The sequence below is a fragment of the Listeria valentina genome (genome assembly GCF_011800755.1).
In the GTDB taxonomy this organism is placed as follows: domain Bacteria; phylum Bacillota; class Bacilli; order Lactobacillales; family Listeriaceae; genus Listeria; species Listeria valentina.
Genome location: NZ_JAATJW010000012.1, coordinates 38,254 through 53,187 on the forward strand (window position 1 = coordinate 38,254; position 14,934 = coordinate 53,187).

11 protein-coding genes are annotated in these 14,934 nt (G+C 41.4%); 10 read left to right on the plus strand and 1 reads right to left on the minus strand.

Features of this window, described 5'->3' with window-relative positions; all coding sequences use genetic code 11:
• The first annotated feature begins 195 nt into the window (after positions 1-195).
• The 3 genes from HCK02_RS05030 (at position 196) to HCK02_RS05040 (ending at position 2,876) form a co-directional block, all read left to right on the plus strand.
• Positions 196-987: a WxL domain-containing protein gene (locus HCK02_RS05030; protein ID WP_167629012.1), complete on the plus strand. Its 792-nt coding sequence runs from the start codon at positions 196-198 to the stop codon at positions 985-987.
• Positions 988-1,010: 23 nt separating this feature from the next.
• A complete protein-coding gene (locus HCK02_RS05035; RefSeq protein ID WP_167629013.1) occupies positions 1,011-1,778 on the plus strand; it encodes a WxL domain-containing protein in 768 nt (255 codons plus the stop codon).
• Between the two features lie 75 nt (positions 1,779-1,853).
• Entirely contained in the window at positions 1,854-2,876 is a 1,023-nt protein-coding gene (locus tag HCK02_RS05040; protein WP_167629014.1) for a WxLIP family cell surface protein, read from the plus strand.
• 39 nt (positions 2,877-2,915) lie between these two features.
• Here the strand turns inward: HCK02_RS05040 and HCK02_RS05045 are convergent, their stop codons facing one another.
• Positions 2,916-3,425 carry a GNAT family N-acetyltransferase gene (locus tag HCK02_RS05045; RefSeq protein WP_167629015.1) on the minus strand — a complete coding sequence of 170 codons (510 nt, stop codon included), beginning with the start codon at positions 3,423-3,425 and terminating at the stop codon, positions 2,916-2,918.
• A gap of 406 nt (positions 3,426-3,831) precedes the next feature.
• On the opposite strand from HCK02_RS05045, the gene HCK02_RS05050 reads away from it, so the two are divergent.
• The 7 genes from HCK02_RS05050 (at position 3,832) to essC (ending at position 14,855) form a co-directional block, all read left to right on the plus strand.
• On the plus strand, positions 3,832-4,314 hold the full coding sequence (locus tag HCK02_RS05050; RefSeq protein WP_167629016.1) for a GNAT family N-acetyltransferase: 483 nt from the start codon (positions 3,832-3,834) through the stop codon (positions 4,312-4,314).
• A 313-nt stretch (positions 4,315-4,627) separates the two neighbouring features.
• Positions 4,628-4,921 carry a WXG100 family type VII secretion target gene (locus HCK02_RS05055; RefSeq protein ID WP_115753436.1) on the plus strand — a complete coding sequence of 98 codons (294 nt, stop codon included), beginning with the start codon at positions 4,628-4,630 and terminating at the stop codon, positions 4,919-4,921.
• Positions 4,922-5,072: 151 nt separating this feature from the next.
• The gene (gene esaA, locus HCK02_RS05060) at positions 5,073-8,390 is read left to right on the plus strand and encodes a type VII secretion protein EsaA (protein WP_167629017.1); all 3,318 of its coding nucleotides are present in this window, start codon (positions 5,073-5,075) and stop codon (positions 8,388-8,390) included.
• Complete coding sequence (gene essA, locus HCK02_RS05065; RefSeq protein ID WP_167629018.1) at positions 8,380-8,886, plus strand: type VII secretion protein EssA; 507 nt, start codon at positions 8,380-8,382, stop codon at positions 8,884-8,886. The genes esaA and essA overlap by 11 nt, the downstream gene beginning before the upstream one ends.
• Positions 8,887-8,900: 14 nt before the next feature.
• Positions 8,901-9,152: an EsaB/YukD family protein gene (locus tag HCK02_RS05070; RefSeq protein ID WP_115753433.1), complete on the plus strand. Its 252-nt coding sequence runs from the start codon at positions 8,901-8,903 to the stop codon at positions 9,150-9,152.
• Between the two features lie 15 nt (positions 9,153-9,167).
• The gene (gene essB / locus HCK02_RS05075) at positions 9,168-10,343 is read left to right on the plus strand and encodes a type VII secretion protein EssB (protein WP_167629019.1); all 1,176 of its coding nucleotides are present in this window, start codon (positions 9,168-9,170) and stop codon (positions 10,341-10,343) included.
• Positions 10,344-10,355: 12 nt separating this feature from the next.
• Positions 10,356-14,855 (plus strand): type VII secretion protein EssC, encoded by a 4,500-nt coding sequence (gene essC / locus HCK02_RS05080; protein ID WP_167629020.1) that lies wholly within the window; start codon positions 10,356-10,358, stop codon positions 14,853-14,855.
• The last annotated feature ends 79 nt before the right edge of the window (positions 14,856-14,934 follow it).

The window sequence follows — 14,934 nt, forward strand, 5'->3', positions numbered from 1 at the left end:
GTGGTTTTGGTAATCTAAAAGTAGCTTAAAGTTTTAAGGGAGAGATCTAGCATTCCTTAAAAAGTTACATAATAAGTGGGGGGAGGAAAAGTAGTTAGAAACTGCTAGATTTAGGAAACATTAGTAAATCAATCTATTTAATGCTGACCATTTGTAAAACATCCAATGGGCAGACATAACATGGGAGGTAAAATGATGGAATTACGAAAATGGATAAGTTTAGGGGCTGTTGCGGGAACGGTTTTAGTTGTCCCGTTTTCCGCTTTAGCTGCAAGCGATGGAGGAACATATCAATCAAATGGAGTGGTGAAGTTCGTTCCTAATACTGGGATTACAAAACCAATGAACCCAGATGTACCGCAAGAAAATATTGCACCGGTTGATCCGACAACACCAAATGGGGAACCAGAGCCAGGAACACCAGGGCCACTAAGTATTGACTTTGCATCGAGTATTGATTTCGGTACAAATGAAATTACTAATAGTGATAAAACATATTATGCAAGAGCGCAAAAATTCAATCAAGAGGGTAAAGATGGTGGCTGGACTTCCAACTTTGTGCAAGTCTCTGATAACCGCGGTACCAACGCAGGTTGGACACTGACTGTAAAACAAGAAGGACAATTCAGCAATGCCGATGCACAAAATAAAGAGCTAGTTGGTGCGCAAATCAAATTGGCGGAAAGCCAAGCAGTAAGTAATGCAGAAGGAATGGAACCACCAGATGTAAAAGACGTTGTTCTTGACCCAGCTGGAGCTGAATCACTTGTCATGTCAGCACAAGTTGGAAAAGGTGCAGGAAGTTGGATTGATAAGTGGGGAAGCGTGACAGACGAACCAGCTGCAGAAGGTAGCGATGTTACTGAACCTACGAAGGTAAATAAAGCTGTTTCGCTATTTATTCCTGGTAAATCAGCTAAAGATGCTGTGCAATATAAGACAAAACTAACTTGGAAGCTATCAGATGTTCCAGGAAGTAACGAATAATTAAATAAAGAGGGGAAAAAATCATGAAACAAAAAACGATCAAGATTGCAGCTGTTTCTGCTTTAACAGCAGGAGTTGCTTTAACTAACTTTGGGCTTAGTTTCACGGCATCAGCTGCTGCACCAGCAGATTATAAATCAAATGTCATTGTACAATTTTCACCAAGTGATCAAATTGTAAAACCAGTAGACCCAACGGATCCTTCGAAAACTCCTGAAGACGGTAAAGGTCCAATTGACCCAACGGATCCAAAAGGCCCACAACCTGGAACACCAGGACCGCTTAGCATTGACTATGCTTCGAGCCTTGATTTTGGAACGCAAAAAATTACATCTACAGACGAAGTTTATCACGCAGCTGCTCAAAAATTTGGGGATGCGAGTCGTGGAGACGGCCCAAACTACGTCCAAGTAACGGATAACCGTGGGACTGAAACAGGCTGGTTTTTGAAGGTTAAACAACAAGGGCAATTTGTTTCAACAGACAATAAAGAATTAACGGGAGCTGAATTGGTATTTTCCAACGGCGTTGTAAATACGATATCGGTTTCTCCTAAACCATCTGTTGTGAAAAGCTCATTTTCACTTACACCAGACGGAAATGGAGTAGCTGAAAATATTATGGCTGCCAAAGTAGGAGAAGGTGCAGGAACTTATGTGCTTGCGTTTGGTGATGATACAAGTGGCGGCGACAGCATTTCACTAAAAGTTCCAGGTAGCACAACCAAATATGCGGATAAATATGCAACAACATTATTATGGACACTGGAAGACACACCATCTGGTATATAAACTAACCGAAGACAAAAGGCATGTTTGCGATAGTCAAATAGCGCCTTTTGTCTTGTTTTAAGGAGAATAAAATCAATGAAAAAGGCTGTTGGATTCTTTTTAAGTTTTGTTTTGATTTGCCTGCTAGGCGTCACAACAGATGTACATGCGGCGGAATTTAATTTTGCTGCTGAAACTCAAATTCCGAGCAATCAAATTGATAAGAAAAAATCTTATTTTAATTTGAAAATGAAGCCGGGACAAAAACAAACACTGACGATTAAACTGCGCAATGATACGGATAAGGCAGTCGTTATCAATCCGAAAATTCATTCGGCAACGACCAATATGCACGGTGTTGTCGAGTACGGCGAAACGAGCGATCAAGCAGATAAGACTTTACCCTACTCGTTAGGGGATTTAATTAAGGTGGAAAAGGAAATTACCGTTCCTGCCAAAAAAAGTATGGATTTAAAGTTAAATGTTACGATGCCGGATAAGCCTTATGAGGGGCTGCTTGCTGGCGGAGTTACGCTGGAAGAGAAAAAGAATACAACGGGCAAAAAGCAAGAAAAGGGCTTGAGTATTGAAAATAAGTACGCTTATGTGATTGGGATTACATTACAGGAATCAGATAAAGAAGTGAAGCAGGATTTGAAACTGAAGAAAGTAGAAGCTGGGCAAACGAATGCGCGCAATGCGATTTTCTTCACGCTGCAAAATCCGACTCCTACGTATTTGAATCGCTTTGAAATAGAGGCAGAAATAACGCGGGAAGGGAAATCAAAAACGCTCTATAAGACTTCGCAAAAAAATATGCAAGTCGCACCTAATTCCCACTTCGCTTATCCTATTTCGCTGAATGGCGAACGGCTTAAAGCTGGGAACTACACACTACATTTGAAGGCGAAATCTTCTAAGGAAAGTTGGCAGTTTACGAAGAACTTTCAAATTAAGCGAGATGAAGCAAACAAATTGAATAAGAAAGACGTGACGATTGAAAGCCCCAATTATTGGTGGTTAATTGCGCTGATTGCGGCGGCTGTGATCGTGATAGGTCTTATCATTTTCTTCATTTGGAGACATAAAAGAAAGAAAAACAAAAGAAGGGCTAGATGATGACTAAACGAAAAAAGGTGAAATCCAAGCATTTGGATTTCACCTTTTTTCGTGGAATAGTTTGGCCATGTAAAATTCATCGTAGTAGCGATTATTCATATAAATGGCCTCTTTTTTTAAGCCTTCTTTCTGAAAGCCAAGTTTTTCATATAGTTTAATGGCCGGAAGGTTTGCTGTGATTACCGTCAGTTCAAGCCGGCGTATCCCCCTGTTTCTTGCCCAAGTGAATAGTTCTTCAAAAAGTTTGGTGGCAATGCCGTTTTTTTGGAATTTTTTTCGAACGCCGATCACGAGGTATCCGGTGTGCTTGATTTTTGCGAGTTTAGAGGTTTGTGCGGAAATGAAGCCGATAATCTGGTTTTGAACTTTGGCGCCTAACAAAATACCGTTTTCTTGAGTTGTCTGTATGAAATGCGCTAATTTTTTTTCTTGATAAACTCGCTCTTCTGGTAAATAAAGCATGAAATCGGTCTCTTTATCTAGCTGTTGCATGCAGTGAAATAATTGTTGGGCTTCTTCGGGGGTGATTTTTTCGTAAAAGACGTTCATGTAGCTCGGCCTCCGTTCATGTTTAGGCCTATTATAGCTAATTTAGCGGGAAATAAAAACATTGGAATTGCGACAAAAATAAGGCGGAACGAGGCAAGAAACGTGAAGGATGGGCTACAGGAATTTGGAAGCGGTGTTCGCAGATTCTGAAAAAGTTTGGATTAAATGGTTTCATTGACTGTAAAATGGATAAACAGTAAAATGAATAAATGGAATAAAAAGAATGGACAATTTTTTCGGCAAAATGTGGACTTGATACTTTTCCATTTATTATACGTGAAAATGAGTATTCAAATTCTGTTATGTTTTATGGCTTTTCGGATGGTGCGCTTAAACCATTAAAACAGACTGGAATACGTTGAAAAAGGCGGGAAACGGATTTATTAAGTGGAAAGGGTGAATTTGAATGATCTCGATTGAACCTTGTAGTTCGGGACAGATTGATTTATTGCGATCAGTTAGTATTGATACGTTTATTGATACTTTTCGGGAACAAAATACGGAAGAAAATTTGCAGGCATATGTGGATCGTGCTTTTGATGAGGAACAGTTAGAAAAGGAACTTGCTGAACCAGAATCGGCTTTTTATTTGATTTATATGGACGGGCAACTGGCTGGCTATTTGAAGCTAAATTGGGGAGATAGTCAAACGGAACAAATGGAGCACGATCATCTGGAAGTGGAACGGATTTATATTCGAACGATTTTTAAAAGAAAAGGCCTTGGACGAATGCTTCTTGATCATGCTTTTGAGGAAGCTAGAAATAAAGGGAAAAATACGATCTGGCTGGGTGTTTGGGAAAATAATCAAGATGCTTTGTATTTCTATAAGAAACTCGGCTTTTTTGAAGCGGGGAAACATGTTTTTCAGTTCGGCGACGAAAAATAAACGGATTTGATTTTGAAACGTTCAGTTGAAATTTGAAAAAATTATTGACTTAATTTCAAGTGGAATTTGTTGGTTTTCTTAATGAATATGACTATTGAATGAGGGGTGGCTTAACCGCTTTGGTTAAGCCATTTTAGTTCTTGTTTTTGAGTATACAATTCATTTTTGTATTATTGACTATGATAAATAAAAGACAAAATTGGTTTTTTTTAAAGAAAATCGAGAATAAAGTTCACAAAATGTCCACATATTTTCAGGTCAAAGTATGGTAAAACTTCATTGAATTAATTATAAAAAGAGGAGATGAATTTTCATGTCTGGACAAATCAGAATGACCCCAGCTGAATTACGGGATCGCGCAAAAACTTATGGAACAAGCGCTCGTGATATCGAACAAATGCTACAACGCTTGTCTCAATTGCAAGAACAACTTCGCAGTGAGTGGGAAGGTCAAGCTTTCCAACGTTTTGACGATCAGTTCAATCAATTGAAACCAAAAGTGACTGAATTCGCTAACTTGATGGATCAAATTGAACAACAACTTCAAAAAACTGCAACTGCGGTGGAAGAACAAGACCAACAGCTTTCTCAAAACTTTGGTTTCTAATTTTCTGCCTTGAAACATACATAATTGTGTGTCTTGAAAAGCCATGTAGCCCTTCGTTACATGGCTTTTTCTGAAAGATGTACAACTAAACGGGAACGGAAGTCTCTGAGAATAGGGCAAGTTGAAAAAACGGGAGTGACTAAACAGGATAATGCGGAAAATAAAATGGAAAATACTGCTGTTTTTGATTCTAGCAATCGGGTTGACGGCTTCTGTCTCTATTTTGGGGCTGAATCAGTCTATTAGCAAAAATCAAAATCAGAGTCAGAATGAAAAAAGAGATAGTGCGACTAAAAGTGAACAAGTACAAAAAATGAATGTGGCGCTAGTCAATGAAGACCAAGGAGCAAAACTTTCAGGGAAAGACTATTTATTTGGGAACGATATCCAGACGAGTATATTGAAAGATACAACGCATGACTGGTCAACGGTAAGCCGTGGTGTTGCCGAAAGTGGACTAAAACGGGATGTTTATAATTTGATGATCGTGATTCCAAGTGACTTTTCGAAAAAAGCCTTGTCACTGACATCGAATTCACCAGAAAAGATACAAATCTATTACAAGATTAATGATACAGGAAATAATGATTTAAAAGCGGAAGCAGAAAAGACGGCTTCTGACTTACTTTCGGACATGAATCAACGTGTGATTGATGTTTATTTTGCAAGTATTTTAACGAACTTGCAAGAGTCACAAGACAATATCAAGAATTTAGTTAATAAGGAAAAGAAAAATAATGATCGCTATAACGTGGCGGTACATGATCCACTAGCAAGTTATACGGATCAATTTAAAACGGTGCAAGACTATACTGGTAGTTCGAAAGATAGCTTTACTGGATTCCAAGATTTGCTGAAAGGGCATGAAAAATCTCTTTTAGAGGCGGATCAAGAAAATAAAGTTTACGGGACGGACCTAGCTAGGTTACTTAAGATGCAACAGGATCATACACCTTTTGGAGCGACATTTGAAGACAATTTGCAGAAGTACACGGCGAGTTTATCTGCGGACAATGTGCAAAGTCAGCTGGGAGCTTTACAGCAAGCGAATGCACTTTTATATCGGGAACTGACAACGACAGAAAATACAGCATCATTGATGACGCAAACGCAACAACTGCAAAATTATATAGCGGATGTTAATTCGCGCATTATGGCGGTTGACCAATCGCTTAATGATACGATCAATGCGGAAATTCAAGATGCGGTCAGACAAGATTTGATTCGGATTCTTTCTGGGGAGTCCGGGGGATCAGATGAAAAATTCACGATGGCTACGCTTGATCCGGATATCAATAAGCGCTTTACGAAGACGATTGAGGATTCTATTCGGAACTTGCAATATTTCACGGAAGATGATGCAGCGATGCTTGGTATTGATACGGAAGCGTACAAGAAGATTAAGAAACTGGCCAAGCAATACATGAATGAGCACCCTGAAAAATTCAGCGATGCGGAAAAAGCGCAAAATCCATCTGAAAATGTCATTAAGGGTCAGATTGTTGATGCGCAAAACAAGAAAGCGCAAGAATTGAAGGGCACGGGAATGGCGATTGAGTCGAACCCACTCGATCTACCTGAAACAGATCCTGACACGGAAACGGAAATTCGTTTAAATTTGGATAGCAAGTTTGACTTGGAGAACTTAGTTTTGTCTAAAGATGGGCAAAATGTAGAGTTCCAATTTGTGAAGCAAGATGGTGGTCAAACTATCATTAAGTTTTCACAAGCGAATGGTGAAGCGGGAACTTATACGATTTCGGCAACGGCCAAATTGAAAGATGGTATAGCAGCAGACCAAGTTCCAATTTTTGGTTCGCTGAAAATTAATGCGGCAGCTGTGCAAAAAGTTAAGAAAGAAGTGGTTGAAGGTACAAGTGTAACGCCTGATCCGGGAACTGGCGACGGGACAACAGGTGGCGGCGAAGAAGGTACAGGTGGCACAGGATCAGGATCTGAAGGAGGCCAGCCAACTGTTGAAACGAAGGAGGAAACATTTATTCAGGAAGTTTATTCGTTTGAATTTGAAGACTTGCCGTTTTATAGCAAGGATGATTTCAGTTTGACGGATATGTTTAAAGAACTTCGTTTGATTGTGCGGAACTACGAACGGACAGGGCTTTTGTTCCAACTTTATTATGGACTTAATCCTTGGAATAGTGCTTATACGCCAAGTGGTTCGCTGGATAGCCAAGCGACGGCTAATTCATACTATGCGATTTTTAATCGAGACGATTTGCTAGAAGCATTCGCAACAAAAGCTTCGGGAAATTTGACGAAGGCTTATAAAGAAAAATTGGCTGCGTTTGAGTCGCGGATTGCTGACTATAAACAAGTGATGGGGGATGCGGATTCGCGTTCACAAGATGTGGCGACACGGCTGATTGCAACAAATCAAGAGGCGATTAGCCAAAATGAAAACTTAGCGAGAATGTTGCAAGATATTGACACTTGGCGTGAGAAGAGTTCGCAACTTGTTTCGGAAAATCAAGTTGTGCTTGGAAATAGTTCGGATGAAATGGCGGCTGCTATGGCACTGGATAGTTCATTTGGAAGTTTGCTTGCTACGAGTCAGAATTTGGCAGACTCAACAGGGCATAACTTGGATTCAGCGAAAGGCGTGTATGACACGTTTGATGCGATTGACCAAGAAGCGAAAAATATTCAAAAAAGTGGCGAAGATTTGATCTCAGAAGCGGGTGGTTTATCAGGCTCGCTTGCGAAAAAATTACAAGCGGATCAAACTTTCTCGAAGAACTTTTCGAAGGTTATGAAGAACAGTCGAATCGGGGATCGTCAAAATGAAAACTTATATAATTTCTTGAGTAGTCCGGTTGAAAAAGTGAATGGCAAGGCGATTGTTGCGGCAGATAAAACGACGCCTTACTACATGGTGCTGATTTGTACGATCATCGCTTTATTCTCAGGGTATGTGATTTCTGTTTTTGAGAAACGCCGCATTCAAAAGGACCAATTCCGGGAAGAGCTTTCGCTTGCTTCGCGTAACTTGCCGATTACAAGTGTTACGGTTGGTATCGCGGTCATTGAAGGATTACTGATCGGACTTATTTCTGGAAAGGTTTTTGATGTGAGCGAAATAGGTTACTTCTTCTGGATTGGCATTTGTTTGCTGTTGATGCTACTTCTGGTATCGGGTTGTACGTATTTACTGCGTCAATTGCAAATGGGCGGGATGTTTATCATCTTGCTTGTGCTAAGCATGTATTTATTCTTAACGGATGCAATCGGACTGAATGTTGATAAGTCTTCTATGTTTGGAACGATACAGAAGTTTTCACCGTTACAGTATTTAGAAACGCTACTTAGCCGAATTTTGAATGGTGAAAGCAATATTTTGATTTTGACTTATGTTTGTATCGGTATTGCGATACTTCTGATTGTTTGTAACTTGTTCGTTGTGAAAAAAGAAATGGCTGAAGCGAAAGGAGAGGGAGCACATGAAAGTTAAGCTTTTAAGTTTAGGTTTGCTTGTAATACTGGCTTGTTTTTCTGCTGCTCCCCTTGCGCTTGCAGCAGGATCAGGCTATTTGGAAAATGATGGCAACATGGATTTGAAAACGGACCGCCTGCAAAAGACTGATGAGGAAAAGCAAGAGGAGCTCAAGAAGGCGGAGCCGACAATGCTCGATCAGTTGGAATTGCCACTTTTCACCAAAGATCTTGAAAAAAAGATTAAAGCGCAACAAAAAAAGGATAAAAAGAATTTTAAAGATATGCAGGATCAGTTGTTTACGGGGAAACCGGTGAAGGATGAGACGACGAAAACTGCGCAGAAGGAGCTTTTTAAGAAAACGAACGTGACTCAAGCTTCTGAGACGGATCTTGACGATCAAACTAAGAAAGAAAAAAATACGGAATCTAAGTCGCTATTTGCGATTATTGGAGCCGTTGTTGTGGCTCTTGTTGGTGGAATTTATTTTGCAAGTCGAAACATCATGGATTAAGGGAGGATTAAGAAATGGCGAAAGAGACGCATTTGAACGTGACGGTGGATTTTTCGAAATGGGGCGCTGAAGTATATGATTTGCGTATTCCTGTCGGGCAACCGGTGCGAGCTTTGATTGATAATCTGAAAGAAACGCTTAAAATCGATATGCCGGATGCTTCGAAATGTTCTATTAAAGCTGTGAATAAAGGCATTTTATTAAGTGATGATGACAAAATGGTGGATTATCCGATTACAAACGGAGACATCTTAGAAATTTTATAAAAGGGAGCCGAGATGATGAAAAGTACAATTGAAATTGATGGTGTTACATATGATTTTACCTGTGAACAAAATGAATGGCGTGTGAGCTTTGTTGAATCACGTACGCGGATTAAAGATGCGGCTCAGCTAGAGATTTTAACGAAGCCGTCGCCGTACTTTGTTCCTGTGAAGATTGAACATGAAAAGGAAACATATACGTTTTGCTATGAAATTGCAGACACGATGTACCGCTTTGAAGATGTAAGTCAAATGGAGCGGAAAGATAAATTACGGGCACTTAAAAATGTGGCAGAACTAGAGGCACTCATTGGTACCCGTTTTACGTTTTTCCTTCACCCGGGAAATCTTGTTTTTGATGAAAATTTGATGCCGAAAATCGTTCATCGCGGGTTAAAAGGGATTATTCATCCATATGATCTTACGGATGAGCTGTTCTTTAAGCAATATCAATCGCTTTGTGTGGCGATGTTTTCAAAGAAATACCAATTTGACAATTTATATGCCGGGTCTCTTAAAAACGCGAGGGGAACCAATTTTGAGCGGCAGATAGCAGACACAAAGACGTCAGAGGAAATTGAAGGTTTCTTGCAAGAATCGTTTGAAAAAGAACTAGCGGATTCGAAGCGGAAGATGATGTTGATTTCGAAGAAGCGGTTCCGGATGTTTAGAGGGCTTGCGGTCGGTTTTATCATTGCGACGTTGCTACTTGCTGGGCCGGTAGTTTATTTTGCGTTTTTCAAGGTGCCTTATCAAGACGACTTGCTTTTGGCGAATGAGGACTTCCTCAAAACGGACTATACGAAAGTGATTTCGGACTTGGAAAATGACAATCCAGAAAAATTGCCGAAAGCTTCGAAATATGAGCTGGCGTATTCTTATTTGCAAGGCGAGAAGCTTGATGACAAGCGTAAAGACAACATCATGAAGAATGTTAGCTTGAAATCGGATGAGCAATATTTGCTTTACTGGATTTATAATGGTCGTGGTGATTTTGGCGAGTCGCTTGATTCTGGGAAACGGCTTCAAGACAACGAACTTGTGGTTTACGCGCTTACGAAACAGCTGGAAGAAGTCCAAAATGATAAGACACTTTCTGGCGATGAGTCTGTGAAGAAACAATCAGAAATTGAAGCAGAACTGAAAAAATACATGGAAAAAATCAACGGGAAAAACGATTCCGAATCCAAATAGGGGAGAATGAAGATGGGACAGAATACTTTACTTATTGTTAGTAATGGGAAAGCTTGTCATAAGCAGCACGTGTCTCCTGATAAGGTGACGGAGATCAGCGGCAACAAGGAAGCGACGGTATTTTATCCGGAGTTTCCTGAAGCGGTTAACGTGCGTTTTGAAGACGATATGTGGATGGCAGGAAATACGGCGCTTGAGCTTGATCAAAAGCAAGAGCTTGAAGTAGGCGAGAACGAACGGTTGTCATTTTACCTGACAGAAAATGTAGATGTGCAGTCATTTGATACGGCTGGCAAACTTGTACTCACTTTTGGTGCGGGAAAAGAAAATGATGTGATGCTTGCGGGCACAAATGCGGATTTTGTCTTTGTACGCGATGACAAAATGCAAACTTTCTCCGTGCAGGTTTTCGCTGGAGAAGTTTATCACAATTTTGAACGATTAACGGGACGCATGGAGCTCCAAGTTGGCGATCAACTGTATGTAGATGGGATTACGCTTACGATTGGTCAAGATGACTTGACAGTTGCGGCGGTCAAATCTCGTATTTCGACGAATCTTGCACCATTATTTGCGGCGGATAATGCTTTTGGACCGGATTATCCAGATTATCACCGTTCACCGCGGATTATTTACCGTGCGCCAGAGGATAAGTTTACGCTAGCAAAACCTTCTGCGGCACCTGCAAAGCCTTCGGAAGGGCTATTAAAATTGATTTTACCTCCGCTTGTGATGATTGCAATCACAGTGTTGATTTCGATTTTCCAACCACGCGGCATTTATATTTTGATGACGCTTGCGATGACAGGGATGACGGTTATCATGTCACTTGTTACGTATATTAAAAATCGCAAGGAATATAAAGTGAAGACGAAAGAACGCGAAGAAAGCTACGATTTGTATTTGAAACGCCGCACGAAGGATTTCCATCAAGCGAGCGAAAAACAACGTCAAGCCTTGCTATATCATTATCCATCTGTGGAAGAAATTGCGGAGATGGCGACGCGTGTGGATTCGCGAATTTACGAAAAAACAAGATTGCATCATGACTTCCTGACTTTCCGAGTTGGGACGGGAACAGAGCCGATCAGTTTTTCTGTAGATTATAAGGAAGAGGAGTTTTCGCAAGATAAAGATCCACTTGCGGAAGCGGCAAGTCGGCTTAAAGGACAATATATTGATGTGAACAATGTTCCGGTTGCAACAGATTTGATGAATGGCCCGGTTGGCTATATCGGTCCACGTGGTCTCGTGCTAGAACAACTGCAAATGCTTGTGATGCAAACGGCGCTATTTCATAGTTATTATGATTTACAATTTGTGACGATTTTCCCGGAAGAAGAAAAGAAAAATTGGGAATGGATGCGCTGGCTGCCGCATGCTAACTTGCGTGATGTCAATGTCCGCGGTTTTGTTTATCATGAACGTTCGCGGGATCAAGTGTTAAATTCACTCTATCAAATTTTGAAAGAGCGGAAACAAGCACTTGCTGAAAGACCGAACAAAAATGAAAAACTATTTTTTGCGCCACATTATGTGGTGTTGATTACTGATGAAAAATTGATTTTAGACCACACGGTGATGGAATTCTTTAATGAAGATCCATCGGAACTTGGGGTTTCGCTTGTATTTGTTCAAGATGTGATGCAAAGCTTGCCTGAACATGTGCGGACGGTTGTCGATATTCGTGACCATAGAAGCGGAAATATTATTCTTGAGCAAGGCGACCTTGTGAACCGGGCATTTGCACCCGATCACTTACCGGAAGACTTTGATAAGGAAATGATTTCGCGTGCGCTTGCGCCGCTTAATCACCTTCAAAATTTGAAAAACTCGATTCCGGAATCTGTGACGTTCCTCGAAATGTATAATGTGGAACGTGTGGAAGAATTAAATATCGGAAACCGCTGGACACAAAATGAAACGTATAAGAGCTTGGCTGTGCCTCTTGGGCTGCGCGGAAAAGATGACATTGTCAACTTGAATCTGCATGAAAAAGCGCACGGGCCACATGGTCTTGTTGCCGGTACGACGGGTTCAGGGAAATCCGAAATTATCCAATCATATATTATTTCACTTGCGGTCAATTTCCATCCGTATGAAGTGGCATTTCTTTTGATTGACTATAAAGGTGGCGGAATGGCGAACTTGTTCAAGAATATGCCACATTTACTAGGAACGATCACGAACTTGGATGGGGCGCAGTCGATGCGTGCGCTTGCTTCGATTAAAGCGGAGTTGCAAAAGCGGCAGCGTTTATTTGGTGAGCACGATGTGAACCATATCAATCAGTATCAAAAACTCTACAAACAAGGCAAAGCGAGCGAACCAATGCCGCATTTATTCTTAATTTCAGATGAGTTTGCGGAACTTAAATCGGAACAACCGGAATTCATGAAGGAACTTGTTTCGACGGCACGGATTGGGCGTTCACTTGGGATTCACTTGATTCTTGCGACACAAAAACCAAGTGGGGTTGTTGATGACCAAATCTGGTCGAACTCGAAATTCAAGTTGGCGCTTAAGGTGCAAAATGCGAGTGATTCAAATGAAATCTTGAAAACGCCAGATGCGGCGGATATTACGCTTCCTGGGCGAGCTTACTTACAAGTCGGAAACAATGAAATTTATGAGTTGTTCCAAAGTGCTTGGAGTGGTGCGGATTATGTGCCTGATAAGGAAGATGTGGATTATCTCGATACAACGATCTATGCGATTAATGAACTGGGACAATACGACATTTTAACGGAAGATTTGAGTGGGCTTGATAAGAAGGAAGACTTGACGAAACTGCCATCTGAACTGGATGCCGTGATTGACTACATTCATGAATATACGGAAGCGGAAGGAATTGAACCGCTACCACGTCCTTGGTTGCCGCCGCTTGAAGAGAAAATTTTCTTGCCGGAGCTCCATCCAGTGGATTATATGACAGAATGGGCAAGCGAAAAAGCACCGCTTCTTGCGACGATTGGTTTCCTAGATATTCCAGAAATGCAAGCGCAAGAACCACTTACGCTTGATCTTGCGAAAGATGGGCATTTAGCAGTCTTTTCAAGTCCAGGATACGGAAAATCAACTTTCCTTCAAACAGTTGCGATGGATCTTGCTCGAGAGCATAGTCCAGAACGGTTGCATATCTACTTGCTAGATTTAGGAACGAATGGTCTTTTACCGCTTAAGGATCTGCCACAAGTTGCGGATACGATCATGGTGGATGAAGAAATCAAGATGCAAAAGCTGATTCGCCGGATTACGCGTGAACTTAAAGTTCGGAAGCAAAAACTGAGCGAATATGGGGTTGCGAACATTGGCATGTATGAAAAAGCTAGCGGGACAGAGGTTCCTTCGATTCTACTTGTGATCGATGCGTTTGACTCGGTTGCGGAATCGCCATACAAAGATGACTTTGAAAGACTAGTTGCGCAAGTGGCTCGTGAAGGTGCGGGCGTTGGGATTCATCTTGCGATTAGTGCGGTACGTTCAAATGCGATTCGGATTCAAGTGCTTGCAAATATTAAGACGCAGATTGCGCTTTACATGATTGACCCGACGGAACCACGCAATATTGTAGGGAAAACCGACTTGACGATTGAGGAAATCGCGGGGCGTGGACTTGTGAAACTTGAGAACCCAACTTCGTTCCAAACGGCACTTCCAGTTGCGGGTGCGGATACGCTTGAGATTATCGAGAATCTGCAGTCGGAAAGTAAGCGAATGAGCGAGGCGTGGACTGGCAGCGTGCCGGATGCGATTCCGATGGTACCTGATGTTCTGCCGATTGCGGAATACTTGGAGAAGAAAGAAGTAACCGAGATGCTCGAAAACGGGGGAATCCCATTTGCGGTCGATTTCGAAGATGTTCAGCCGTTTGACTTATCACTAAATCAGCGTGGTCATACTCTCGTTCTTGCAGACTCGCCTGATGTTGTGGAACGGTCGATGCAATCGATCTTGGAAATGGCTGTGAAGAGCGTGGGCATTCAAGTGGCGTTGTTTGATAATGGTTCAACTCGTTTTGGTACATACCAAAATCAAGTCGATTTATATGCGAGCGACGAGGCGAGCTTTACTTCTACGATCGTTGAGCTTTCAGGTGCATTTGAAAATCGTGAACATGCTTGGCGAGATGTTCAGGCTACTGGCGTCACCTTGCAAGAGTTTTCGAAGCAATTTGAACCGATCGTTGTGCTTGTGGCAGATACGGCATTCTTAGCAGAGACTGTTGCGCTTGATGCACAGAAACCACTCCAAAAACTTGTGGAGCAAGGCGAGAAGATGGGCATCTACTTTGTTGCTGGTGCTGTAAGTGGGCAAATTTACCGCGCTTACGACGACATTTCAGGCGTATTCAAGAAACAAAAAGTCGGCATCTTAGTGGGCAGAATCATCGATCAAAATGTGCTTGAAGTTATGAACAAGCCATATAAAGAACAACCGCTACCGCCATATGAAGCTTACTATATCAGACAGGGGCAAGCTGAGCGGATCAAACTGGTTGCTCCACTATAAGAAGTCTAGTGGTAATAAGTCAAGCTGAACTTTTAAATTATTTTCAAGGAAAAACTAATTTTTGAGCGCACTGAACTAA